The sequence below is a fragment of the uncultured Aquimarina sp. genome (genome assembly GCF_947496855.1).
GTDB lineage: Bacteria > Bacteroidota > Bacteroidia > Flavobacteriales > Flavobacteriaceae > Aquimarina.
On the sequence record NZ_CANMED010000006.1, the window covers coordinates 360177 to 385262 of the forward strand.

The window sequence follows — 25086 nt, forward strand, 5'->3', positions numbered from 1 at the left end:
TTGTTTTTGCCAGAAATACCCTATATTTCGTATCGATAAACCAATCAAAATTTTAACGAATGTCTACCCTGTTCACTAAAATTATAAATGGCGAAATACCCTCATATAAAGTCGCCGAAGACGATAGTTTTTATGCTTTTTTGGATATAAATCCTAATGCTAAAGGACATACTTTATGTATCCCTAAAAAAGAAGAAAACAAAATCTTTGATCTTGATGAAGAAACTTATGTGGAATTGATGCGGTTTTCAAGAAAAGTTGCTAAAGCGTTAGAAAAATCTGTAGCATGCAAGCGCGTAGGTGTTGCTGTGGTAGGTCTCGAAGTTCCTCATGTTCATGTACATTTGATACCACTTAATAACATGAAAGAAATGACATTTCAGCAAAAGGTATCAATGACTGCAGATGAGTTTAAAACATTAGCAACGAAGATTCAATCGAATTTATTAAAATGAAGACGGCTTCTGATTTTAAATTGTCATTACAACTCAGAATTGATTGGAGTGAAATGGATACCTATCAGCACGTAAATAACGTGAATTTCATGAAATATATGCAAAGTGCTCGTGTTCAGTTTTGGGAAGTATCCGGATTGGCTAAATTATATTCTGAAACTAAGAAAGGCCCTATGCTTGTATCCACAAAATGTGATTTTAAGCACCCTTTGTTTTTTCCAGGAAACGTATTGATTAAAACAAAAGTAGGATTTATAAAGAACTCTAGTTTTGGATTATATCACGAGTTGTATAACGATGATGGTGTTTTATGTGCAATTGGAAATGATGTAGCAGTTTGTTTTGATTTTAATACTGATAAAACCTTTATAATCTCTGATGAATTACGAGAAGTAATGAGTCAATATACATAAAGATATATTATGCTTGAAAAAACTCCGGACGAAGAAGAAATATATATAATACTATACTTATAGTAATGATTAAAAAAATTATTAAATAAAATAATCTAGTAAATTTAATATTAGATGGTTTTAAGTCAATTGTTTTTTTGTGATAATTGTATACTCTTTCAATATCATCCGTCCAGCGTCCAGGAAAGATAGTTGTTTCACATTTTCTACAATCCATACTTTCAATAACTTCTTTCTTTGTTTTGATAAAAAGTTTTGATAGTTGTTTTTGTTGCTTAAATGATAGTAAAAGACCTTCTGTAGAATAACATTCAGGACAGTTATTATTAAGCACAGCTTCTTTTAAAACAATATACTCAGTTTTCACGTTGTTTGGTTTTTTTACATATAACGCTTAGAAGATAATTATGTTATAAGAGACTCATCTGATTTATCCAAGGTAATCTGGAAAGTAGTGCCTTTACCCATTTCGGATCTAAGTACTTTAATTTTTCCAGAATGATAGTCTTCAATGATTCTTTTGGCCAACGAAAGTCCAAGTCCCCAACCTCTGGTTTTGGAAGTATAACCGGGTTCAAAAATCTTAGTAAACTTGCTTTTAGGGATTCCTTTTCCGCTATCGGTAATTCTTATAAATACACGTTTAGAGTCCTGAGACAGTTCAATGTTTAGATCTCCTTTTCCACGCATCGCGTCAATTGCATTTTTTACCAAATTTTCTATGGTCCAGCTGTATAGTTGAGAATTTAGATGTACCTGAATAAATTCTTCTGGCAAATTGAGTGAAAAATTAATCAATTTCGAACTTCTAGATTGTAAATAAGTATATGCCTCTTTTGTTTCTTTTACAATATCTACTTCTTCTAATTTAGGAATAGATCCTATTTTAGAAAAACGTTCGGTAATTACTTTTAGTCTGGATATATCTTTTTCTATCTCTACGATGTACTCGGGATTTACGTTTTCTACTTTTAGAATTTCATTCCAGCCAACTAAAGACGATAGCGGAGTTCCAATTTGATGTGCAGTTTCTTTAGCCATACCTGCCCAAAGTTTGTTCTGCTCACTAGCTTTAGAGGTAGTAAAAAAGAAATAAATCACTCCAATTAACAAAAAAATGATTAGCGCAATAGCAATGGGATAGTATTTTAATTTTTGCAGAATAGAAGAATTTCCATAGTAAACGTATTGCACAGTCCCCTTTAGGTCTAAAACTATTGGTTCATTTTCAGACTTCATCTGCTCCAGATAATCTGCTAATTCTTTTTCGGTAATATCGTCAGGTAAATTTAGTGTTGATCCTGAAATATCTATATTACCAGATTGCCCCTTGATAAAATCGCCATTAGAATTAGTAATGATTGTAGGAATGGTATTATTAGTACTATTGATTAGATTGGATAACTCTAGGTAGTCATCCAAATTAATATCATTAGATCCATCTATTCCTGAGCTACTTAATGCCTTGAATGACTGAGCCCATACTTGCATTTTTATGCTTTCATCTTTTTTTAATCGCTGAAGAAATATAGAGGTATTCCATAATATTAGGCCAGTAATTACAAGAACTGCAAAAATTATAAAATAACTAGCCAGATTACGCTCATCAGAAAAATTCATAGAAAATGTGTGTTACCAAACCCTAAATATAAACGTTATAAAACTATTTTATTGTTTCTATTACAAGGTAAGTAAAACCAAACAATAGTGTGTTGATACCTTTAAACTTTAATTATCTTTGTGTAATAGATTTATTTATGTTACGTATAGACCCTTTAGAAGTTTCCACAGGAAAATTACACGGAATGATGTTAGGAGCTATTGGACCAAGACCAATAGCATTTGCTAGCACTATCGATAAGGAAGGTAAACCTAATCTTTCACCTTTCAGTTTTTTTAATGTATTTAGTGCTAATCCACCGATTCTTATTTTTTCTCCAGCTAGAAGAGTTAGAGATAATACTATTAAGCATACACTAGAGAATGCAATAGCCACTAAGGAGGTTGTTATAAATGTTGTTAATTATGATATAGTGCAGCAAATGTCTTTATCTAGCACTGAGTATCCAGAAGGAATTAATGAGTTTGATAAAGCTGGTTTAACTATGGTAGCCTCAGAAAAGATAAAATCTTTTAGAGTTGCTGAAGCTCCAGTGCAATTTGAGTGCAAAGTAAATCAAGTGGTTCCAATGGGAGAAGAAGGAGGAGCCGGAAACCTTATTATTTGCGAGGTATTACTGATGCATGTCAAAGAAGAGGTGCTTGATAACGACGGTAAGATTGATCAATATAAAATTGATCAAGTTGCTCGCATGGGAGGGAACTGGTACACAAGAGCGAATATGGGCATGTTCGAAGTTCCAAAACCATTAAGTGCTATTGGAATTGGTGTCGACTCTTTGCCCGAAAGTGTAAAAAACAGCATGATTTTTACAGGAAATGATCTAGGTAAGTTGGCTAATGTGGAAAGAATACCTACAAATACCGAGGTCCAAGATTTTGTTAATAACAATAGTGATATTAAGGATAAAATTCAGGATGTTAACCTAATAGAAATTCATAAATTTGCACAGCAGTATTTGGATAAGGATGATATTAATACTGCTTGGAATATTTTAGCAGCAATACAATAATTAAAAAGATGGAAGTACAAGGTAAAGTAAAGATGGTCGGTGAAACGCAAACTTTTGGAAACAATGGTTTCAGAAAACGTGAGGTAGTGGTTACTACAGAAGAACAATACCCACAGCATATAATGGTAGAATTTGTTCAGGATAAATGTGACTTATTAAACACCTTTCAGGTGGGTCAGGATGTAAAGATAAGTATTAATTTACGTGGTCGCGAGTGGGTAAATCCACAAGGAGAGACTAAATATTTTAATTCGATCCAAGGATGGAGAATTGAGAATTTACAAGCAGCAGCTCCTTCGGCAGGGGCTCCGATGCCTCCTGCTGATGCATTTGAACCTGCAACAAACCTTACAGAAGAAGATCATGATGATTTACCATTTTAGGTAAATCAATGTTATAGATATTACGCTAGTCCTTTGATAGACTTAGGATGAGACCTGTCGAAGTATAAAGTAAAAAGTCCGATACATTGTATCGGACTTTTCATATTGTGGTTTTAGGTTAACCTTTTAATAAAACTCAAAAAAGCAATGATGAACAAAATTTATCTTAAAAGGTTATAACAAATATTGTGATTTTTTTGGTTAATTCAAACAACTAATTGATATTTAACGTTGTAGAAACATATAGAATTCTGTTTTGTATATACTTAATCATTCCATAGACTTTCCGATAGTTTCTGACGCCAATGAGGATGGGTTGTTGGCACTAGGAGGAGATCTTTCTATTCCTAGATTACTAAATGCATATCATAACGGAATTTTTCCTTGGTATGATGAAGATCAACCTATTTTATGGTTTAGTCCTGATCCAAGAATGGTACTTTTTCCCGGAGATCTTAAAATAAGTAAAAGCATGCGACAGTTGTTTCGTAAAAACCGTTTCGAAATTACTTTTAATAAGGATTTTAAACAAGTTATTGATAACTGTGCTAGTATAAGTCGCTCTGATCAATTTGGTACTTGGATCACATCAGACATGCAAGAAGCATACATACAACTTCATAAAATGGGATATGCTATTTCTGTAGAAGTATGGGAAAACGAAGTAATTGTAGGAGGTTTATATGGAATATGGCTGGAGAATAAGAAGATGTTTTGTGGGGAGAGTATGTTTTCTAAAGTAAGTAATGCTTCTAAATATGGGTTTATTAAATTAGTTGAAAACTTAAAAGAAAAAGGAGTAAAATTGATAGATTGTCAGGTTTACACCGATCATTTGGCTAGTTTAGGAGCAAAAGAAATTTCCAGAGATACTTTTATGGAATTTTTAAAGTAGTTTTATACATAATAAACAAGTTTAGAACAAGCCTCGGAGAATTAGACCCTCAATGAGTGTTAAATTTATCATCAATGATTATTCACAACCTCGAAACCGAAAACTCTATTTTAAATCAATTTATTAGCGAGATAAGAGATAGTGGCATACAAAAAGATACTATGCGTTTTAGAAGAAATATAGAACGTATTGGAGAGGTTTTGGGTTATGAATTAAGCAAAACATTAGAATATACTTCAAAAACGATCAAGACACCTTTAGGGACTAAGGAAATTTCAGTACCAGAGAAAGGGTTGGTACTTTGTTCTATTTTGCGAGCAGGTTTGCCATTACATCAGGGACTTCTTAATTATTTTGATACCGCAGAAAATGCTTTTATTTCAGCATATAGAAATCATCCTAAGGGTAAAGATGATTTTGAAGTCGTTGTCAATTATTTAGCATCACCTTCTTTAGAGAATAAAACACTGTTGTTGGCAGATCCTATGCTTGCCACAGGGAAAACTTTGGAAAATACAATTAATGCTATGAAAAACCATGGAGAACCCAAACAGATTCACATAATTTCTGTGATTGGTTCTGCTGAAGGGGTGGAGTATATTAAGGATGTTTTTCCTGAAAACACCCATCTTTGGATAGCGGCTATTGATAAGGAATTAAGTAACAGAGGTTATATAATCCCTGGCCTTGGAGATTCGGGTGATTTGTCTTTTGGAAAAAAATTATGACATAAAGAGTTATCCTGTATAGTTTTGAGATAATTTTTTAAGAACCTCAATGGTTTTTTCACCATCTTTTTTATGAACAAATATATGATCATGATAATATCCTGCAATCACGTTGCAACTGATTTCATTTACTGCTAGTTCTGTAGAGAATATTGCAGTAAGACCAACCGCATCAAGTGAAGAATGTATTTTTAATGTTATCCAAGATGCAATATATTCATATTTCAAGTTAAGGTTATCGGCTTTTGTGCGTTCTAGAATAATTGTAATACCTTCTTTTTCTTTAAATTCACATATAATATCTTTCCTGGGTATAGTATCTGATGTTTTAACTGTAGTAAAGACATATTCTCCAAGCTGTAACTCTGGAGTCATTTTTTGGATTAGAGTTGCCAAATTCTTTTCGCCAGCCATATTTACACTTCTTTATACCTGAAACAATTTACCGTATGATCGTTTACCATACCAATAGCTTGCATAAATGCATAGATTACTGTAGATCCCACGAATTTAAAACCTCTTTTTTTTAAATCTTTACTAAGTAAATCTGATATTTCTGTAGTTGCAGGACAATCTTTATGATGTTTCCAAGTATTTACAATAGGTTTTCCATTCACAAAATTCCAGATATAAGAGTCAAAACTTCCAAATTCTTCTTGAATTTTCATAAAATTTTGTGCGTTGCTGATCGCAGAATTAACTTTGAGTTTATTTCTGATGATACCAGCGTTTTGTAACAATTCTTCTTTCTTGGTATCATTGTATTGGGCAACAATTTTGTAATCAAAATTATCAAAAGCTAGTCTAAAGTTTTCTCGTTTTCTAAGAATTGTAATCCAACTCAATCCAGCCTGAAAAGTTTCCAAAATGAGGAATTCAAACAAAAGACGCTCATCATGCAATGGCACTCCCCATTCATTATCGTGGTAAGATTCATATAAAGAATCACCAATACACCATCCACATTTATGTTTTTCCATAAAAGTAATTTCTAGTAGATTTACTTTTTAAAAATAAACTATTTTGATGTATCTATAGGATTCGAGTGTAGTTTGTTTTTATATTTTTCATTTATTTTCCTGATCCAATAAGCTATATAGATTCCTCCTGCAATTCCCGGAATGAACCAGCCATAAAAACTAGGAAAAAATTGATTCACAACTACAAATGCAGTTGCAGCAGAAATATAACCACCAATCATATTTCCAAGATGGAGCTTTAACCACTTGCTTTTTAGTTTTTCAGGATAAGTATATAACCTTAAGTTTATCAAGGAAAATATAAATCCTATAACTCCAAAGACGAGGAGTACTATATTGATAATAGGATAATTTATTAAAGCATATATAATCATGCCTATAGAAGTAAATAGCATAATTGAAGAAATGAGTTTATCAATTTTTAGATTGGGATTGTTTTTTTTGAAATGTAGAGCTCTATATCCGGTAATAATAAAATAAGAGCTAAATATACCTATAGCAAACAGAAAAGGGCTCTCATGGTTTGGTAGAAAAGCTATTATCATCGCGGAGACTGCAGAAGAAAGCATCGTATAGTAGAACAGTACCCCGGCTTTTTTATGAGTATTGTTTCCTTTTTTAACAATTAAAGATACCAGCCCGGATAGTAAAGCTATTCCTCCTAATCCAGCGTGTATATAAATGAATACAGTAATAATTGATTCCATAAATTATAGTGTGTGTGATATTTACATCAAAGATGTGTGTTATAATTTCGCAACTAAATATAATCTTACTAAAATGAAGAAAATAGTAGATGAATTGTATTTTTGATATTTTATTTCCTTATTCACTTGAACATAGAGATATGTAAGTTTTAAGAATATATATCGTCCTATACAATGAGATATAAATAAAATTATGGAAACAACTACGATGACTATAAATGAATTAATAGAAAAAGGAATAAGTAATTCATATTCCTATAAAGAATATAGAAATACTGTAAGTAACTTAGTATCTGAAGGAAAATCTACAGGAAATGAACAATCAGAATCGCTTACCAACTATAGTATGCTGAATGATCGCAGAATGAAACGTTTGGATAAAACGTTAAAAATTAATGAATCTATTGCAGAAAATTTTTCTAGTGCGACTACTAGTATTACGTGGTTAGTATTAACAGAAGGTTGGTGTGGTGATGCTGCACAGTCGTTACCAGTTATTAACAAGCTTTCTGAAATGAATGAAGGTATTGATTTAAGAATTTTATCCAGAGATTTGCATGATGAGTTGATGAATAATTTTCTTACGAATGGAGGAAAGGCAATTCCAAAATTAATAGCATATAATAAAGAAACTCAGGAAGTAGTGAATACTTGGGGACCAAGACCTTCTATTGCTACGAAAATGGTAAACGACTATAAAGAAGCACATGGTGGTTTAGATGCAGAGTTCAAACAAGATCTACAGGTTTGGTATAATAAAGATAAAGGAAATAATATCGCTGAAGACCTGGTAAAACTAATATAAAGTTAACCTCCGTAATTAAAATAATACGTGATATAACCTTTTTGTTCTTTTAGTTCCGAAGACGAAAATAATGCATCTTGTGCATAGTCTAAAGCATTATCAAAAAGGCACTCGTTTCTGGTTGAGGATTTCTTTTTGTCAATCTTAGCATCAATGACATAACCATTCTGATTTACTTCGATTTTCACCACTACTTTTCCGCTTCCGTTACAGGTGTAAATAGGATTTGGGATATCTTTCTTCTCTCTTCCTTTTAATGTAAAAGTAACAGAGCTATTTCTATTATTAACTTCTTCAGGTATTGGTTTTTCTTCTTTTTTATCCTCTGGGACTTCTTCGGTAGTAATGTCTTCGTTGATAGCTTCTTGACCTTCTGTTAGTTGTTCGTTGTTAGAGGTTTCTTCTGTTGTTTCTTCTGTCTCTGTAAGAGATTTTATTCTTTGTTCAAAATCTTCTGAATCCTCAAAATCTTCATTAAATGCGTCATGAGTTCTTTTAGAAGCAATCAATTCACGTTCTTCTTCTGGTGTCGCTTCGGGTTCTTCTTCCCTAGTAAGTTCCTCCATGAGTTCTTCCGGAATTTCCATCATAATCTCGGATTGCTGTTTTTTCTTGTTCACCATATTGATATTATAGAGTGACAACACAAAAATACCCATTAGCATGGATGTAATAATTAAAGCCTTATGTTTTTCTATAAATTCCATAGGTATCTATAACTTCTTTTTTTCTACAATATTTTATGTAGTTTCGATTTCGGTGTGCAACTGATTTTCAAATACTTCCGGACTAATTGCATCGTCCACAGAGAATTCTCCTATTTTCGTTCTTCTTAAAACACTTAAGTGACCTCCACTCTGTAATGCTTTGCCAAAATCATGTGCTAATGATCTAATGTAAGTTCCTTTTTCACAAACTACTCTAAAATCAACTTCAGGTAATTCGACTCTAGTAATTTCGAACGTTGAAATGGTGATTTTTCTTACAGATATTTCTACCTCTTCGCCTTGACGAGCATATTCGTATAATCGTTTTCCATTTTTTTTTAAAGCTGAAAAAATAGGAGGATATTGTTCAATCTCACCAATAAATTGCTTGGTGGTTGTTTTTATAACCTCTTCAGAAATATGATCAATAGGAAAAGTCTCATCGATTTCTGTTTCTAGATCATATGAAGGAGTAGTTGCTCCTAATGTAATGGTTCCTGTATATTCTTTAATCTGTCCCATAAATTCTTGTATACGTTTTGTGAATTTACCGGTACAGATAATAAGCAATCCAGAAGCAAGAGGGTCTAATGTTCCTGCATGTCCTACTTTTATTTTTTTTATTGCAAAATTTCTACGAATGAGCCAACGTAGTTTGTTAACAACCTGAAAGGATGTCCATTGTAGAGGTTTATCGATCAAAAGAATTTGACCGTCTTTATAATCTTGTTCGGTTAGCATTATTGGGGACTATTTAATAAAACCAAAGATGATGGCAATAACGCCAACAACAATACAATATAAGGCAAAATATGATAATTTACTCTTTTTTACTAAGGAAATCATCCAAGTACAGGCAAAAAGACCTGAAATAAATGCAGCAATAAACCCCAGAATCAAAGGTGTACCGCTTCCTGTAGAAATAGTAAAGTCTCCACTTAAAAGGTCTTTACCAATTTTACCAAAAATTAAAGGAATTACCATTAGGAATGAAAAACGGGCCGCTTTGGTCTTGTCATTTCCTAGTAGTACAGATGTAGAAATAGTAGCACCACTTCTCGAAATTCCGGGTAACATAGCTATTGCTTGAGCAATTCCGATAACAAATGCATTAGAAGTCGTAACTATTTTTGCTGTATTTTTTGCTTTGTCCGCTAGCCATAGTAAAACAGCAGTTATAATTAGCATAAAACCTACAAACATGATGTTTCCACCAAAAAGTTGCTCTAATTGTTCTTCAAAAAATAAACCAATAAGAACAGCAGGAATCATGGAAACGATAATTCTTAAAGAGAACATGGTTTCATCATTTTTTTTGAATTTCAGAAGCCCTTTAATAATCTCCCAGATATCTTTTCTGAAGACTACTATAGTGCTAAGTGCTGTTGCAAAATGTAAAATAACTGTAAAAAGTAGTGATTCTTCAGGTACACTTTTGTCCCCTAGAATAGCTTTTCCTAGCTCTAGATGACCACTAGAGGAAACTGGCAAAAACTCTGTAAGTCCTTGAATAATACCTAAAATAATTGCATCAATAATCTCCATAAAGAAGTATTTCTAAAATTCGATGCAAATATATAATTACCAGAAGATAAATTGTTTAATTACTGATTTTTCTTCCTATCTGGGTTTAATAAAATAGCATATACTTCTATTCCAAAACCGATTAAAACAACTGTAGGTGCTAATCTAATCCTTCTAAAATTATAGATATCGGGATTAAAGACATTAGGATCATCACTTCCTCCTCCTGCCATAAGGATAAAACCGAATGCTATCACAGCAATACCTATCGCCATTACAACATAGTTCTTTTTTCCAAAAACGAAATCTGGTTTGTGCGGTATGTTATTATTGGATTGTTTGTTCATGAATGTCGTTGTTAATTTCATTAAATATAACGCGATCTCCAACAATTAATTTTGAGACATGTCCCAAAATCTTGTCGCGTGTAAATATAGTCCATCTATGTATAGGATACAAAGCAACTTTTTTATTTAGTATTTCTTTAGTTAGCTCATCTATAGTTAATCCGTATTGTAATCCACGATTAATATAATAGTAATGACTATCATTTTCTAACGTTATTACAATGTCAAAACCACTACCCTCTTCTATTTTTATTACTTTTCCAGTAATTTCTATTACTTCGTCTGGTTGTACATTGCGTACAGGCTTAAAAGTCTGAATCATTATCCACATAAAAATAACAAATGATACAAAGGATATAGAAAAGAATATTTTACCAGTTTTTTGCATAATCATTAAAGTTAAGAAGTTGCGACCTTCTTTTTTAATATTCTAAGTGTTATTAAAATAATTCCTACTATGATAAAAGGAATGCTTAACCATTGTCCCATATTTAATGTCATAGTATCTTCAAAAGCTACTTGATTTTCTTTAGAGAATTCAATAATGAATCTTGCCGAGAACATTAAAATTAAAAATATGCCAAAAATGACGCCGTTTTGCTCAAAGAAAATCTTCTTTTTGTTTAGATACCAGAGTGTAATAAAAATAGTTAGAAAAGAAAAGGCTTCATATAATTGAGTTGGATGTCTGGCGATTAGATCATCCTTTACGAAAACTATTCCATAATTACTATTTGTAGGCTTTCCGTAGATTTCAGAATTCATAAAATTTCCAAAACGAATAAAGGCACACCCAATTGGGATGACAATACTCACTTTGTCCATAATCCATAAGAAGGGAGTCTTGGTCTTTATAACAAACAATGTGATAGCAATTAAAATTCCGATAGCACCACCGTGACTAGCCAGACCTGCAAAACCGGTAAATGTCCAACCATCAGAAGATATTTTAAAAGGTAAGAAAATTTCTAACAGATGATTTGAGAAGTATGCAAAATCATAAAATAAACAATGCCCTAATCTTGCTCCAACCAAAGTGCCAATAAATATGTAATTGGTAAGAGTATCCAGATTTTTTAATGAAATATTTTCTGAAAGAAATATCTTTTTTAGAATGGTATAACTTAACAATAATCCGATGACAAAAAATAACCCGTAATATTTTATTGGAAAAATACCAAAGAGAGTAATGATTTCTGGATCTACGTTCCAATGCAGTGGTTCCATAAATCCTAGTAATACAATTCGTCAGTTCTGAGATTCAGAAAACGTTGCGTGGCAAAAAATGTGCTTATCCACGTGATCAAAATACCAACTCCAAAAACTCCTCCAAACAAACCAATCAGCAGTATTTTATCACTAAGTAACGCTAATTCTGGGAAAGCTTTATCTAGGTAGTATAAAACGACTCCAACTCCAATTAGAGCGACAACTGCTCCGATCATTCCTAGGCGAACACTTTTCCAAACAAAAGGTCTGCGAATAAATCTTTTGGTTGCGCCTACCATTTGCATAGTTTTAATTATAAAACGTTTAGAGTATACAGAAAGCCGGATGGAGCTATTAATCAGAAGTACGGCGATAAAAGTAAAAATCCCACTAATCAGCAGCACCCAAAAACTTATTTTTTTAATATTATCGTTTAATAAAGAGATCAAAGGCTTGTCATAGGCTACTTCATCTACAAAATCTTTTTTGGTAATAGAGGCTGTGATTTCATCAATCTTTACTTGATCTACAAAATCAGCTTTTAGATATACGTCGATCGAATTCTGAAGCGGATTGTATCCAAGGAAATCCATGAAATTTTCACCGATATCTTTACTATGTTCTTCTGCAGCTTCATCTTTGGATATATAAGTAGTGGATTTGGTATATTCTGCCAGTGCTAAGCTTTTTTCTATTTGTTTAATCTCCACTTCTTTGGCAGTATCTTTTAGGTAAATAGTAAGTGCAATTTTTTCTTTGAAATGATCAGCAACTTTTTTTGTATTTAATACCAAGAGTCCAAGTAAACCTAATAAAAAAAGTACCAGAGAAATACTAATAATCACAGAGAAATAAGAGGAAATTAGTCTGCGTTTCTGATATTTTTCAAAAGATGAACTCATAAAAATTTATTTTGCAGGTAAAAATAATAAAGTTAATGAGACTTTTAATTCTAAAATGTATCTCATTTTAGAATTAATTCGGCTAATTAATTCCGCTGTAAAGCAGGATCTGTTTATTATGACGTTTTAATTAACTTTGATCTATAAGCGTAACGTATAATAAGGGTTAAAATTTTTCGAAATCATAATAAAGATTATATTTCGTAAAAATGAATTTTGGAATTAACTAAAATTCTAAGGCCGGAGCAATTTAATTATCTAAAAAGAATATGCATACAGTTGTTATAGGTATTGGTGGGGTCGGAGGATATTTTGGAGGAAAGATTGCTAACTCTGGCCAAAAAGTATCTTTAGTTGCTAGAGGAGAACATCTAGAGGTTATTCGTCAAAAAGGATTAAAAGTCAGAAGTATTGAAGGGGATTTTGTCACCAGACCTTTTTTAGTTACTGATGATATCCATAAAGTTAAAAAAGCAGATTTGATTTTAATCTGCACCAAATCCTGGCAGATCCAAGAAGCTACTGAATTTATCAAACCAATCCTAAAAGAGGATACTATTGTCATTCCGCTACAGAATGGTGCAGATAATGCAGAGAAAGTAATGTCTGTGATTGATAAAAAACATGTGCTCGGAGGATTATGTAAAATTTACAGTAAAATAGAAGCTCCAGGCATTATTTCGCATTTTGGTCATACACCAGAAGTTATTTTTGGAGAACTGAATAAAAATAAATCTGATCGTTTACAAAGTGTAAAAACTGTTTTTGATAAAGCTGGATTTAAAAATAAAATCTCTGGGAATATCCAAGTAGATATCTGGAGTAAATTTATGTTTATCGCTACCGTTAGCGGTTTGGGAGCACTCACCAGAGCAACAATAGGAGAAATGTATGAGAATCTGGAGCTTAGAGAGGTACTTAGAGCTACTGCGACAGAAATATATGAGATATCCTTAGCTAAAGCGATTGAGATGCCTTCTAGTATTGTCGATGGAATAATGACTTTTATAAACAAACAACCTTTTGATGCAACCACTTCGACTCAAAGAGACATTATGGAAGGCAGACCTTCGGAATTGGACAATTTTAATGGGTTTGTTGTAAAAGAAGGTAAAAAACTGGGGGTGGATACACCTACAAACACATTTATTTATAGTTGTTTACAACCGATGGAGGCAAAAGCTAGAATGCCTAAAAACTAAAGTAAAAAAGTATACTAAACTCGCATAAAATCGTAAATTTGCGGTCTTAATTTCAGATGATGAATTACGATTTTAATACGATTGAAGCCAGATGGCAAGCCTATTGGGCAGAGAATGGAACGTTTAAAGCTGAAAACAACAGCGATAAACCAAAATACTATGTACTAGACATGTTTCCTTATCCTTCGGGAGCAGGATTACACGTTGGGCATCCTTTAGGATATATTGCCAGTGATATTTATGCTAGATATAAACGCCATAAAGGTTTTAATGTATTGCATCCACAAGGATATGATTCATTCGGCCTACCAGCAGAGCAGTATGCTATCCAAACAGGACAACATCCTGCAATCACTACCAAAGAAAATATTGCTAGATATCGCCAGCAATTAGATAAGATTGGGTTTTCTTTTGATTGGAGTCGTGAAGTAAAAACCAGTGATTCTAAATTTTATAAATGGACGCAGTGGATCTTTACAGAACTTTTCAGTTCTTGGTATGATAATGATGCGGATAAAGCAAGACCAATTAGCGAATTAGAGAAATTGTTCTCTGAGGAAGGTAATGCAAAAGTAAATACTGTTTGTGATGAGGATATAATTCCATTTAGTGCTGATGATTGGAATGGATTTTCATTAAAAGAGAAACAAGAAGTATTATTAAAATATAGACTAACCTATTTAGCAGAAACAGAAGTAAACTGGTGTCCACAATTAGGAACAGTGTTAGCCAACGATGAAATCGTAAACGGAGTTTCGGAACGTGGTGGTTATCCAGTCATTCGTAAAAAAATGACACAATGGAGTATGCGTATTTCTGCGTATGCCCAACGTCTAATCGATGGGTTAAATACTATTGATTGGCCGCAGCCGCTAAAAGATTCACAAACCAATTGGATTGGTCGTTCCGAAGGGGCAAGTGTGACTTTTAAGGTGAAAGATCATGATGAGGTTATCGATGTATTTACTACACGTCCTGACACTGTTTTTGGGGTGAGTTTTATGACATTAGCCCCAGAACATGAGTTAGTCGCTAAAATCACTACACCAGAACAAAAAGAAGCAATTGATACATATATAGAAGTAACAGCAAAACGTAGTGAACGTGATCGTATGGCTGATGTAAAAACCATTAGTGGTGTGTTTACAGGAGCGTATGCTGAGCATCCGTTTACTAAGGAACCAGTTCCAATCTGGATTGGAGATTATGTCTTAGCTGGGTATGGTACTGGAGCTGTAATGGCAGTACCTTGTGGAGACCAACGTGATTATGATTTTGCAAAACATTTTGGGATTGCTATTCCTAATATTTTTGAAGGTGTAGATATCTCCTCAGCAGCTTTTGCGGATAAAGACAATACAATTATAGCCAATTCAGATTTCCTGAATGGTTTGAAATATAAAAAGGCAGTAAAAACTGCTATTTATGAGTTAGAGAAACTAGGGCAAGGAAAAGGTAAAATCAATTATAGATTACGAGATGCCGTATTTAGTCGTCAACGATATTGGGGAGAACCATTTCCGGTATATTATGTTGATGGAATGCCGCAGATGATCGATCTGAAACATTTGCCAATCGAATTACCGGAAGTAGAAAAATATTTACCAACCGAAACTGGTGAACCGCCATTAGGTCGTGCCGATGTTTGGGCTTGGGACACCCTAAAGGGTGAGTTGGCAAGGAATGAGGATATTGATAATGTAAATATTCATCCATTAGAATTAAATACCATGCCAGGTTGGGCAGGAAGCTCGTATTACTTTAATAGGTATATGGACCCTACTAATGAAGATGAGGTTTTTTCACAAGATGCTATTAACTACTGGAAAGAAGTAGATCTATATATAGGAGGAAGCGAACATGCAACGGGTCATTTATTATACGCACGTTTTTGGCAGAAATTTTTATTTGACAGAGGAGTTGTTCCTGTAGATGAATTCGCTAAAAAATTGATCAATCAAGGAATGATTTTGGGTACTAGCGCTATTGTTTATAGAGTTAGTGGTGCAAATAAATACGTTTCCAAAGGATTGAAAGCTCGGTACGATGTAGAAGAACTTCGAGTAGATGTAAATATGATAAATGCTTCAGATGAATTACTACCTGAAGATTTAAGAAATTGGCAGCCGCAGTTTAAGGATGCTGAGTTTGAGCTTGAAGATGGTAAATACATTGTTGGGAGAGAAGTAGAAAAAATGTCTAAACGTTGGTTTAACGTTGTAAACCCTGACGGTATCTGTGATCAATATGGAGCAGACAGTTTGCGTCTCTACGAAATGTTCTTAGGGCCACTAGAGCAAGCTAAACCTTGGAATACGGCAGGAATTACAGGTGTTCATAGTTTCCTAAAAAAACTTTGGAAACTGTATCATAATGGAGATGTTTTCAGCGTAAGCGATACAGAGCCGACAAAAGATAACCTAAAGACCTTACATAAGACTATCAAAAAGGTAGAAGAAGATATAGAGAACTTCTCTTTTAATACTTCGGTAAGTACTTTTATGATTGCAGTTAATGAATTAACTGCTCAGAAATGTAATTCTAGAGCTATTCTAGAGCCTTTATTAGTATTGGTTTCGCCATATGCTCCTCATATTGCAGAAGAGTTATGGAGCAAATTAGGACATAACGAATCTATTGCTACAGCGGTATTTCCAATTTTTGAAGAGAAGTATTTGGTAGAAAGTACAAAGCAATATCCAATCTCCTTTAATGGTAAGATGCGTTTTATGATGGAATTATCATTAGACCTGAGTAAAGAAGATATTGAAGCAGCAGTAATGGCACACGAAAAAACACAACAGCAACTCGCTGGAAGAGAGCCAAAAAAGGTGATTGTAGTACCTGGTAAGATCGTGAATGTGGTTGGGTAAACGAAACATTGTATAATAAAAAGTCGTCAAATCGAGTGATCCCAATTTTGATTGGGATTGTATCGAGATTAGGCTTTTGATGAAAAACAACTGATTTTCGATACATCCGCCCTAGGCGGACACTCAAACTGACGCTGTTTTTTTTAGGTGGATATTTTTCTTAAAATAATATATGATCGACTCAATAGAAGTTCTAGGATTAATAGCGGCCACATTAACTACGGCTGCCTTTTTACCGCAAGTATATAAAACTTGGAAGACAAAATCAGCAGAGAGTTTGTCGCTATCTATGTTATTAATTTTTGAGAGTGGAGTGCTTTGCTGGTTGATTTATGGTTATTTGATAGATAGTCTACCTGTGATTTTAGCAAACTTTGTTACGGCTATATCTGGATTTTTACTGCTTTATTTTAAATTTCGCTATAAAAACTAGAATAAAATGCTAATTCTAGTTGTTTTTTAACAAGTTTCGTGGCATTTGTTTAAATTATGGATAAGATATTTTTTGCGTACATTTTATTGTTTTATTTCAAGAAAACATTTATTTTCGACCAAAAAATAAGAATATGATAATTGGTGTTCCTAAGGAGATCAAGAATAACGAGAACAGAGTAGGTGTAACACCTGCTGGAACAATGGCACTCGTTAGTCATGGCCACACTGTTTTCATTCAGCAAAATGCTGGTCTTCAGAGTGGTTTTAGTGATGAAGAATATATAGGTGCTGGCGCAAATGTCCTTCCTACTATAGAGGAGGTGTATGCAACCGCCGAAATGATTATTAAGGTGAAGGAGCCTATAGAGCCAGAGTATAAATTGATTAAGAAAGATCAATTACTATTCACTTATTTTCATTTTGCTTCAAGCGAGCCTTTGACAAAAGCAATGATCGACAGTGGATCGGTTTGTATTTCTTATGAAACGGTAGAAGATCCAGATCGTAGTTTGCCATTACTTACACCGATGAGTGAAGTTGCTGGACGTATGTCAATACAACAAGGAGCTAAATATTTAGAGAAACCGTTAAAGGGAAGAGGAATTCTTCTTGGAGGTGTTCCTGGAGTTGCTCCTGCTAAAGTATTAGTACTTGGTGGTGGTGTTGTTGGTACTCAGGCTGCAAAAATGGCAGCAGGGATGGGAGCTGATGTTACGATTCTTGATATTAGTATGAAGAGATTACGTTATCTTGACGATGTAATGCCTGCTAATGTAAATACTGAATTTTCTAATGAATATACCATTCGTGAACATATAAAAAAATCTGATTTAATTATCGGAGGTGTTTTGATACCAGGAGCAAAAGCACCTAAGCTTATTACTCGTGATATGCTGAAGGATATGCGCACTGGAACGGTATTGGTAGATGTTGCAGTGGATCAAGGAGGTTGTTTTGAGACAACAAAACCAACTACACATCAAGATCCAGTTTATATTATTGATGATGTCGTGCACTATTCTGTTGCAAATATGCCAGGAGCAGTGCCATATACGTCAACTTTGGCACTTACTAATGTTACTTTGTCATATGCGATTCAATTAGCAAATAAAGGTTGGAAAGCAGCTTGTGCGGATAATGAACCACTTAAAAAAGGATTGAATGTAATCAATGGTGATGTAGTGTATGCTGCTATTTCAGAAGCTTTTAACCTTCCTTTGGAAGATGTAAATAACTATTTAAGTTAAACTCGACTTATTGGCTAACTCAAGTTTATTTAACTGAAAACCTCGTCTTTATGGCGAGGTTTTTGCATTTATTATTGTAACTTTAATAATAAAAAAAGTTTTTAATTATGATGGGATATTATGTCATAGCGGGAATTATCTTTTTAGTAAGTTCATTCGTGAGTAACAAATTAAAAAGTAAATTCAAGCATTATTCTAATGTGCGCTTACAGAATGGAATGAGTGGAGCTGAGATTGCTACAAAGATGTTAGAGGATAATGGGATACGAGATGTGAAAGTGATTTCAACACCGGGAATGCTAACTGATCACTATAATCCAAGAAATAAAACAGTGAATTTAAGTGAAGGAGTATATAATCAAAGAAATGCAGCTGCAGCGGCTGTTGCGGCTCATGAAGTTGGTCACGCGGTTCAGCATGCAACCGCTTATAGTTGGTTAACTCTTAGGTCTAAGATTGTCCCAGCCGTAGGGATTTCTAGTAAATTGTCCAATATTGTAATAATGGTGGGCTTAGGATTATCAGTAGCAGGTAGTTTATTGGGGAATTTAGTTTTCCTAGTCGGAATAATACTATTTGCTGTTACAACTTTATTTACTTTCATAACACTTCCTGTAGAATACGATGCTAGTAATAGAGCTTTAGCTTGGTTAGAAAATGCTAATATGGTAACAAGTAACGAGTATGATGGAGCAAAAGATGCTTTAAAATGGGCTGCAAGAACTTATTTAGTAGCTGCCTTAGGTTCTTTAGCTACATTGCTTTACTTTATTTCTATGTTTCTAGGAAGAAGAAATTGATAGCAACAAATAATAGACAGGTTAAATTTTAATCTGTCTATTAATTTGTTGATCTAGGGAAATAAATGTTTCAGTTCTGGAAACCCCTTCAATTGCCTGAATTTCTTTATTCAATACATTCATTAAATGTTCATTATCTCTACATAGAATTTTAATGAATATAGACCAATTTCCTGTGGTATAATGACATTCTATAACTTCTGGGATATCTTTTAATTGTTTAACAGCTTTAGGGTTGCTAACGGCTTTATCTAGATAAACTCCAACAAAGGCCATGGTTTTATATCCTAATACTTTTGGGTCAATAATGAATTTGGATCCAGCAATAAGGCCAGAAGTCTCTAATTTTCTTAATCTTTGGTGAATCGCAGCACCAGAAATCCCAATCTTTCTTGCAATTTCTAAGATAGGTCTTCGTGCATCTTCCATGAGGTTGCGAAGAATTTCCTTGTCAATCCCATCTATTTTTACGCTACCATATTGACCTTTCATACAAAGACAGATTACAGTTAATAATCAAAAATAGAGGTTAATGTTTAGAATCGAAGCTTTTTTTCAGATTATCCTTTTACACCGTCAGGATTGTATCCTAAATACTCACATTCTTTTTCTTTAAATACAATACCATATTCCTCTAATTCCTTAAGGATAGGAGTGTATATTTCTTCTCTAATAGGTATCTGCACTCCAGTAGATGTAATTTCCTTATTTAGGATTCTTAATGCGGCCATGGCAACTGGTAATCCTACAGTTCTGGCCATAGCAGTGTATTTTTGGTCTTTGCCAATACATACCATTGTTGCATCTATCTGTTTATGTTCTCCATTAAGTTCATAACCAAACTTATGATACATAACGATCATATCTTTGTCTCCGTTATCTAACGTCCATTTGTCCATCAGTATCTTCTGTAAGGCCTGAGCAGGGGTTGCGTTTGGAATCCCCACCTTTTTGTCAGTATTAAAAATATCCAGCTCTATCAGTTTGTCCCATATAATGTCGTCTTGATCAATTTTTAGATAATGACGAAGCTTTAACTCTACAGAATCTGTTGGGGAATAAGCAAGAAATGAGTTTGTGAAATCACGGTAACTCATATGTTCAGAATTTTCTAATGTATAATCATCAGCAGTCATGCCTAATTGTACAAAAATGTTCCAGGCTTTGGAAAATCCAACTCTTCTTATGGTTCCTCGATAAAGAGTTAAAATATCATCTAGTCCATAGATGCTTTGATATTTTAATGAGTTCCTATTGGCATATGCCTCAAATCGACCATATTCATCTACTTCCAGAAATTCGGTTCTTCTAAATAGTTTATGATAAGGGATATATTTGTAGGTTCCTTCTTGTAAAAATTCTGCAGCACCACCTTGTCCAGCAACTACAACATTTCTAGGATTCCAGGTAAATTTATAACGCCATAGATTGTTGTCACTTTCCGGAGCTACCAATCCTCCTGTGAAAGATTCAAATAAGATAATTTTCCCTCCTTTGTTGCGTATCCTGTCTATAGCCTGCATCGCACTCATATGATCAATACCAGGATCGACGCCAATCTCATTCATAAAAATGAGCCCTTTCTTTTTCACTTCTTCGTGGAGTTCTTGCATCTCTTTACTAACATAAGAGGCAGTTACCAAGGATTTTTCTAATCTAAGACAGTCGTTAGCCACCTCGATATGAAACCTGGCGGGAAGCATGGATACTACAATGTCAGCATTTTTAATTGTGTCTTCTCTGGAATTTTTGTCAAAAACGTCTAATTTGATAGCATTAGTGCTAGGATGATTTGCTGCAAGTGTTAGAGCATTTTCAATGGAAATATCTCCTATCGTAATGTGTAAATTTTCAGATTTAGATTTGTCTTGAAAATATTTAATTAAAACCGCAGTGGATTTACCTGCACCAATGACCAGTATCTTTCGCATGCTTAATGATTATTTTAATAACTTTGATGCGAATGTAGTAAATACATCAAAAAGTAAGTTCTCAATTTTGGCGTATTCGTTATAATTTGAAACAAAATATGTCTAAAATTGATTTTTTGTTTAAAAACATGGTCAATTATTATTAAAATAAGAATGAATAAAACGATTTTGATTACAGGGGCAGTTGCAGCATTATTGGCTGTACTACTAGGAGCATTTGGGGCACATGGGTTAGAGAAACTTGTAGATAAAACGAGTATCGACTCTTTCCAGACAGGTGTTCGGTATCAGATGTATCACGCAATAGTTTGTATTATTTTGGGAAACATGACTGTTATAAAAGATGTTGTCAAAAAACGCATTTTTTATTTCTTCTTGAGTGGAATGATCCTTTTTTCAGGGTCAATTTACGTTTTGGTAGTTGATGAAGTATTAGGGATTTCTTTTAAGAATATTGGTTTTGTAACACCTTTGGGAGGTTTTATGTTAATTTTAGGATGGATTTTCTTCATAATTTCACTTGTTAAGATTAAGTGATTTTTTTAACCGTTAGTGTAATATTTATTTATAATTTTGTCAAACATAACAAACACAACATATTTTTATGGAACCACTGTATCCAATTACGAAAACGATTTCGTTAAAGCATTACGGTATTGAAAATGCTACAATACGCTACCAATTATCTCCAGATGAACTTCAGGACGAAACGGTACAAAAAGGACAAGGGAAAATCACAAAATCAGGAACACTTGCTGTAAATACGGGTGAGTTCACTGGTCGTTCACCAATGGATCGTTTTATTGTAAAAGATCAAATTACAGAAGATAAAGTTTGGTGGGGTGATATCAACATTCCTTTTGAGTCTGATGCGTTTGATGCATTATACGACAAGGTTACCTCATATCTTTCAGGTAAAGAGATATTTGTTAGAGATAGTTACGCTTGTGCGGATGCAGATTATAAACTAAACATACGAGTGATCAATGAGTATCCTTGGTCTAATATGTTTGCTTATAATATGTTCCTAAGGCCAACAAAAGAGGAACTAAAAGATTTTGATCCAGAATGGACAGTTATTAATGCTCCCGGTTTTATGGCCGATGCAGCAGTAGATGGTACACGTCAACATAATTTTGCGATACTTAACTTTACGAAAAAAATAGCGCTTATCGGAGGAACCGGTTATACGGGAGAAATCAAAAAAGGGATTTTTTCTGCGTTAAATTTTATATTACCAGTTTATAAGGAAACGCTTCCAATGCATTGTTCTGCTAATGTTGGAGAAGATGGAGATACAGCAATATTTTTTGGACTTTCTGGAACTGGAAAAACAACATTATCTACTGATCCTAACAGAAAATTAATTGGTGATGACGAACACGGTTGGACCAAAGAAAATACGATCTTTAATTTTGAAGGTGGTTGCTATGCGAAGGTTATCGATCTGTCTGCAGAAAAAGAACCAGAAATATACGGAGCTATTAAAAAAGGAGCAATTCTTGAAAATGTAATTTTTGGGGATGATGGGGAAGTAGATTATGCAGATACATCAATTACTCAGAATACACGAGTAAGTTATCCAATTTATCATATTGAGAATATCCAAGAGTCTTCTATTGGTGAAAATCCAAAGAATATTTTCTTTTTAACAGCAGATGCTTTTGGAGTTATGCCACCTATTTCTAAATTGACTCCAAGTCAAGCAGCATATCATTTTATGTCAGGATATACAGCTAAGGTTGCAGGAACTGAGGCTGGAGTTGTAGAGCCAACTCCTTCATTCTCGGCTTGTTTTGGTGCTCCGTTTATGCCATTACACCCAGCTAAATATGCTGAGATGTTAATCAAAAAAATGAAAGATACCGGAGTAAATGTTTGGTTAGTAAATACTGGATGGACTGGTGGACCATATGGAATTGGAACTAGAATCAAACTAAAATATACACGTGCTATGATCCAGGCGGTGCTTAATGGTGATTTAGGATTGTATTCTTACGATAATTATCACATTCATTCAGTATTTGGAGTAGCACAACCAAGAGAATGTCCTGGAGTTCCTTCTAGTGTTTTAAGCCCAAGAACAACTTGGAATAACGATGAAGAATATTATAAAACAGCATTTAAATTAACGAATGCATTCAGAGAGAATTTTAAAAAATTCGAATCCTATGCTAATGAGGAAATCCGTAGAGGAGGTCCACAACGTTATGCTTTTTAATAGATAAGATAATAAGAAACAAAAAACGCCTGAAATTTATATTTCAGGCGTTTTTTTTATTTTTAATATTTTCAAAAAAATAATAGTAAGTTATTTTTTATTTGCTTCTTTAATGTATTTCTGAAGTGCCATTGTCATAGAAGGAGTTTCAGGAGTTGGAGCTTGAATATTTACTACCAAATCGTGTTCTTCTGCAGCTTTTACTGTAGAGTTTCCAAAAACAGCAATACGAGTATCCTTTTGCTGAAAGTCCGGAAAATTCTCGAATAATGACTTTATTCCTGAAGGACTAAAAAACACTAAGATATCGTAAAATACATCCCTTAAATTAGAAAGATCACTTACTACGGTTTTATAGAAAATCGCTTGCTTCCACTCTAATTTTAAGGTATTCAGTGTGTCAGGAATTTCAGGCTTTAATTTATCAGAAGAAGGTAGTAAAAACTTTTCATTTTTATACTTTTTAACTAATGGCATTAATTCCTGAAATGTGCGTTTTCCAACATAAATCTTTCTCTTTCTGTATACTACGTACTTCTGTAGGTAGTATGCAACAGCTTCGCTTTGACAAAAATATTTAAGCGAATCAGGAACTTTAAAACGCATTTCATCTGCGATTCTAAAAAAATGATCCACAGAATTTCTACTTGTAAGAATAATAGCAGTGTATTGAGATAAATCCACTTTTTGTTGCCTCACTTCCTTAGCATCTACGCCCTCTACGTGAATAAACGGTATAAAGTCAATTTTTACCTTTTCTTTCTCCTCAAGTTCGAAATAAGGTGAATTTTCTACTTTAGGCTCTGGTTGCGAGACCAAAATCGTTTTCACTTTCATATATAGTCTTTATTTGTAAACGTATCCCTAAATCATATAATTAGCTTGTACAGCATAAAATAGGGTGCGATTTCAAGTGCGCAAAGATACAAAATAAAATAAAGCGAATGGTTTAAAATGATGTTTTCGTTTTTCTTGTAAACAGAAAAAAGGATGATTAAGTTTAAAATCAGCAAAGAAGCTATCAATATAATCAAAACAATTTTTGACGGTTTCGTAGTATAAATGAATAATAAGTTAAGAGGTAATAATATTACACCTAAAAAATTGCGATATGACAACTTATAAAATAAATAATCTTCTATTAAAATTTCTATTGAAAAAATAGCGGAAATTATTTTTTCTACTAAAATTTTACATATTAAAACAAATAAATAAAGGGAAGCTATTTTTAAATACAATATCACGTCAACCGTATCGGATTGCCATTGCAAAACATCTAGACACAGGTATATGAACAATGAAACAGAAAGGACCTGAACTAAAATTAGAACACCATTAAAAAAGGTAGATAACTTGTTTCCTTTTTGATTTAGAACAACATATTTGTTCGTGTTAAAAAGCATCACAAATTCTGAAAATCGAGCAGAATTCATGAGTTTAGCTGTTGCTAAAAGCACAAAACACATTAGGATTACTATAGTAATCCAATCGGTAGATATGATTTCTCTTGTGATAACCTCCATACTTTGAAAAAGATAAAATTAAGTCATACTTATTACATAATAAAATAAAGTATCGGAAATAAGATGCAACACTAATTTAAATACCAAGTATATATACATAAACCGTAATATTAGAGTAAAAAACTGAAAATATTCTAGCGATTATTTAGTTATATTTGCCTGAAAA

Annotated in this window: 30 protein-coding genes; 14 read left to right on the top strand and 16 right to left on the bottom strand. The window is 33.4% G+C overall.

Annotated features, from left to right (window positions below; translation table 11 throughout):
• Nucleotides 1-59: 59 nt before the first annotated feature.
• Together Q0921_RS18985 and Q0921_RS18990 are read left to right on the top strand one after the other, a co-directional pair.
• Nucleotides 60-455 (top strand): HIT family protein, encoded by a 396-nt coding sequence (locus tag Q0921_RS18985; protein WP_299259670.1) that lies wholly within the window; start codon nt 60-62, stop codon nt 453-455.
• A complete protein-coding gene (locus Q0921_RS18990; RefSeq protein ID WP_299259672.1) occupies nt 452-868 on the top strand; it encodes a thioesterase family protein in 417 nt (138 codons plus the stop codon). Before Q0921_RS18985 ends, Q0921_RS18990 begins: the two co-directional genes overlap by 4 nt.
• 7 nt (nt 869-875) lie before the next feature.
• On the opposite strand, the gene Q0921_RS18995 is transcribed toward Q0921_RS18990, so the two are convergent.
• Together Q0921_RS18995 and Q0921_RS19000 are read right to left on the bottom strand one after the other, a co-directional pair.
• Nucleotides 876-1235, bottom strand: a complete 360-nt coding sequence (locus Q0921_RS18995) for a hypothetical protein (protein ID WP_299259673.1) — start codon at nt 1233-1235, stop codon at nt 876-878.
• A gap of 38 nt (nt 1236-1273) precedes the next feature.
• The gene (locus Q0921_RS19000; protein WP_299259674.1) at nt 1274-2488 is read right to left on the bottom strand and encodes a HAMP domain-containing sensor histidine kinase; all 1215 of its coding nucleotides are present in this window, start codon (nt 2486-2488) and stop codon (nt 1274-1276) included.
• Between the two features lie 137 nt (nt 2489-2625).
• Between Q0921_RS19000 and Q0921_RS19005 the strand changes: the two genes are divergently transcribed.
• The 4 genes from Q0921_RS19005 to upp all read left to right on the top strand — a co-directional run bounded on the left by Q0921_RS19005 (nt 2626) and on the right by upp (nt 5507).
• Entirely contained in the window at nt 2626-3501 is an 876-nt protein-coding gene (locus Q0921_RS19005; protein ID WP_299259675.1) for a flavin reductase family protein, read from the top strand.
• Between the two features lie 8 nt (nt 3502-3509).
• Nucleotides 3510-3884: a DUF3127 domain-containing protein gene (locus Q0921_RS19010; protein ID WP_299259677.1), complete on the top strand. Its 375-nt coding sequence runs from the start codon at nt 3510-3512 to the stop codon at nt 3882-3884.
• A 256-nt stretch (nt 3885-4140) separates the two neighbouring features.
• Nucleotides 4141-4779 (top strand): leucyl/phenylalanyl-tRNA--protein transferase, encoded by a 639-nt coding sequence (aat, locus tag Q0921_RS19015; RefSeq protein ID WP_299259679.1) that lies wholly within the window; start codon nt 4141-4143, stop codon nt 4777-4779.
• 74 nt (nt 4780-4853) lie between these two features.
• The gene (upp, locus tag Q0921_RS19020) at nt 4854-5507 is read left to right on the top strand and encodes a uracil phosphoribosyltransferase (RefSeq protein WP_299259681.1); all 654 of its coding nucleotides are present in this window, start codon (nt 4854-4856) and stop codon (nt 5505-5507) included.
• A gap of 9 nt (nt 5508-5516) precedes the next feature.
• Here upp and Q0921_RS19025 read toward each other — a convergent pair whose 3' ends face one another.
• From Q0921_RS19025 to Q0921_RS19035, 3 genes are read right to left on the bottom strand one after another with little or no spacing between them, the layout of a single operon-like run.
• A complete protein-coding gene (locus tag Q0921_RS19025) occupies nt 5517-5921 on the bottom strand; it encodes an ACT domain-containing protein (RefSeq protein WP_299259683.1) in 405 nt (134 codons plus the stop codon).
• Between the two features lie 2 nt (nt 5922-5923).
• Nucleotides 5924-6487, bottom strand: a complete 564-nt coding sequence (locus tag Q0921_RS19030) for a DNA-3-methyladenine glycosylase I (protein WP_299259685.1) — start codon at nt 6485-6487, stop codon at nt 5924-5926.
• Nucleotides 6488-6525: 38 nt separating this feature from the next.
• Nucleotides 6526-7194, bottom strand: coding sequence for a DUF2306 domain-containing protein (locus Q0921_RS19035; protein WP_299259687.1), 669 nt, complete (start codon nt 7192-7194; stop codon nt 6526-6528).
• Between the two features lie 193 nt (nt 7195-7387).
• Here Q0921_RS19035 and Q0921_RS19040 point away from each other — a divergent pair, with 193 nt between their 5' ends.
• Complete coding sequence (locus Q0921_RS19040) at nt 7388-7999, top strand: thioredoxin family protein (protein ID WP_299259689.1); 612 nt, start codon at nt 7388-7390, stop codon at nt 7997-7999.
• Nucleotides 8000-8001: 2 nt separating this feature from the next.
• Here the strand turns inward: Q0921_RS19040 and Q0921_RS19045 are convergent, their stop codons facing one another.
• The 7 genes from Q0921_RS19045 to Q0921_RS19075 all read right to left on the bottom strand — a co-directional run bounded on the left by Q0921_RS19045 (nt 8002) and on the right by Q0921_RS19075 (nt 12688).
• The gene (locus Q0921_RS19045; RefSeq protein ID WP_299259691.1) at nt 8002-8706 is read right to left on the bottom strand and encodes a hypothetical protein; all 705 of its coding nucleotides are present in this window, start codon (nt 8704-8706) and stop codon (nt 8002-8004) included.
• Between the two features lie 33 nt (nt 8707-8739).
• Nucleotides 8740-9447 (bottom strand): tRNA pseudouridine(55) synthase TruB, encoded by a 708-nt coding sequence (truB, locus tag Q0921_RS19050; protein ID WP_299259693.1) that lies wholly within the window; start codon nt 9445-9447, stop codon nt 8740-8742.
• A 9-nt stretch (nt 9448-9456) separates the two neighbouring features.
• A complete protein-coding gene (locus Q0921_RS19055; RefSeq protein ID WP_299259695.1) occupies nt 9457-10251 on the bottom strand; it encodes an undecaprenyl-diphosphate phosphatase in 795 nt (264 codons plus the stop codon).
• Between the two features lie 59 nt (nt 10252-10310).
• The gene (locus Q0921_RS19060) at nt 10311-10577 is read right to left on the bottom strand and encodes a DUF3098 domain-containing protein (RefSeq protein WP_299259697.1); all 267 of its coding nucleotides are present in this window, start codon (nt 10575-10577) and stop codon (nt 10311-10313) included.
• Entirely contained in the window at nt 10558-10908 is a 351-nt protein-coding gene (locus Q0921_RS19065; protein WP_299259698.1) for a hypothetical protein, read from the bottom strand. The genes Q0921_RS19060 and Q0921_RS19065 overlap by 20 nt, the downstream gene beginning before the upstream one ends.
• A 68-nt stretch (nt 10909-10976) precedes the next feature.
• Entirely contained in the window at nt 10977-11804 is an 828-nt protein-coding gene (gene lgt, locus Q0921_RS19070) for a prolipoprotein diacylglyceryl transferase (RefSeq protein ID WP_299259699.1), read from the bottom strand.
• Nucleotides 11805-11809: 5 nt separating this feature from the next.
• Nucleotides 11810-12688 carry a permease-like cell division protein FtsX gene (locus Q0921_RS19075; RefSeq protein ID WP_299259701.1) on the bottom strand — a complete coding sequence of 293 codons (879 nt, stop codon included), beginning with the start codon at nt 12686-12688 and terminating at the stop codon, nt 11810-11812.
• Between the two features lie 269 nt (nt 12689-12957).
• Between Q0921_RS19075 and Q0921_RS19080 the strand changes: the two genes are divergently transcribed.
• From Q0921_RS19080 to Q0921_RS19100, 5 genes are all read left to right on the top strand, one after another.
• Nucleotides 12958-13890, top strand: a complete 933-nt coding sequence (locus Q0921_RS19080) for a 2-dehydropantoate 2-reductase (RefSeq protein WP_299259702.1) — start codon at nt 12958-12960, stop codon at nt 13888-13890.
• A gap of 59 nt (nt 13891-13949) precedes the next feature.
• On the top strand, nt 13950-16763 hold the full coding sequence (leuS, locus tag Q0921_RS19085) for a leucine--tRNA ligase (protein WP_299259704.1): 2814 nt from the start codon (nt 13950-13952) through the stop codon (nt 16761-16763).
• Nucleotides 16764-16935: 172 nt separating this feature from the next.
• Nucleotides 16936-17196 (top strand): SemiSWEET family sugar transporter, encoded by a 261-nt coding sequence (locus Q0921_RS19090; RefSeq protein ID WP_299259706.1) that lies wholly within the window; start codon nt 16936-16938, stop codon nt 17194-17196.
• A gap of 133 nt (nt 17197-17329) precedes the next feature.
• On the top strand, nt 17330-18445 hold the full coding sequence (ald, locus tag Q0921_RS19095; RefSeq protein WP_299259708.1) for an alanine dehydrogenase: 1116 nt from the start codon (nt 17330-17332) through the stop codon (nt 18443-18445).
• A gap of 107 nt (nt 18446-18552) precedes the next feature.
• On the top strand, nt 18553-19245 hold the full coding sequence (locus tag Q0921_RS19100; RefSeq protein WP_299259710.1) for a zinc metallopeptidase: 693 nt from the start codon (nt 18553-18555) through the stop codon (nt 19243-19245).
• Between the two features lie 21 nt (nt 19246-19266).
• Here the strand turns inward: Q0921_RS19100 and Q0921_RS19105 are convergent, their stop codons facing one another.
• Both Q0921_RS19105 and Q0921_RS19110 read right to left on the bottom strand, forming a co-directional pair.
• Nucleotides 19267-19737, bottom strand: a complete 471-nt coding sequence (locus Q0921_RS19105; RefSeq protein WP_299259712.1) for an Lrp/AsnC ligand binding domain-containing protein — start codon at nt 19735-19737, stop codon at nt 19267-19269.
• A gap of 68 nt (nt 19738-19805) precedes the next feature.
• Nucleotides 19806-21176: a saccharopine dehydrogenase family protein gene (locus Q0921_RS19110; RefSeq protein ID WP_299259714.1), complete on the bottom strand. Its 1371-nt coding sequence runs from the start codon at nt 21174-21176 to the stop codon at nt 19806-19808.
• Between the two features lie 153 nt (nt 21177-21329).
• Between Q0921_RS19110 and Q0921_RS19115 the strand changes: the two genes are divergently transcribed.
• Nucleotides 21330-21713 carry a DUF423 domain-containing protein gene (locus Q0921_RS19115; protein WP_299259716.1) on the top strand — a complete coding sequence of 128 codons (384 nt, stop codon included), beginning with the start codon at nt 21330-21332 and terminating at the stop codon, nt 21711-21713.
• 67 nt (nt 21714-21780) lie between these two features.
• On the top strand, nt 21781-23397 hold the full coding sequence (gene pckA / locus Q0921_RS19120) for a phosphoenolpyruvate carboxykinase (ATP) (RefSeq protein ID WP_299259718.1): 1617 nt from the start codon (nt 21781-21783) through the stop codon (nt 23395-23397).
• A gap of 90 nt (nt 23398-23487) precedes the next feature.
• Here the strand turns inward: pckA and Q0921_RS19125 are convergent, their stop codons facing one another.
• Both Q0921_RS19125 and Q0921_RS25090 read right to left on the bottom strand, forming a co-directional pair.
• A complete protein-coding gene (locus Q0921_RS19125) occupies nt 23488-24234 on the bottom strand; it encodes a uroporphyrinogen-III synthase (protein ID WP_299259721.1) in 747 nt (248 codons plus the stop codon).
• 32 nt (nt 24235-24266) lie between these two features.
• Nucleotides 24267-24920, bottom strand: a complete 654-nt coding sequence (locus Q0921_RS25090; protein ID WP_367183350.1) for a DUF4271 domain-containing protein — start codon at nt 24918-24920, stop codon at nt 24267-24269.
• Nucleotides 24921-25086 lie beyond the last annotated feature (166 nt).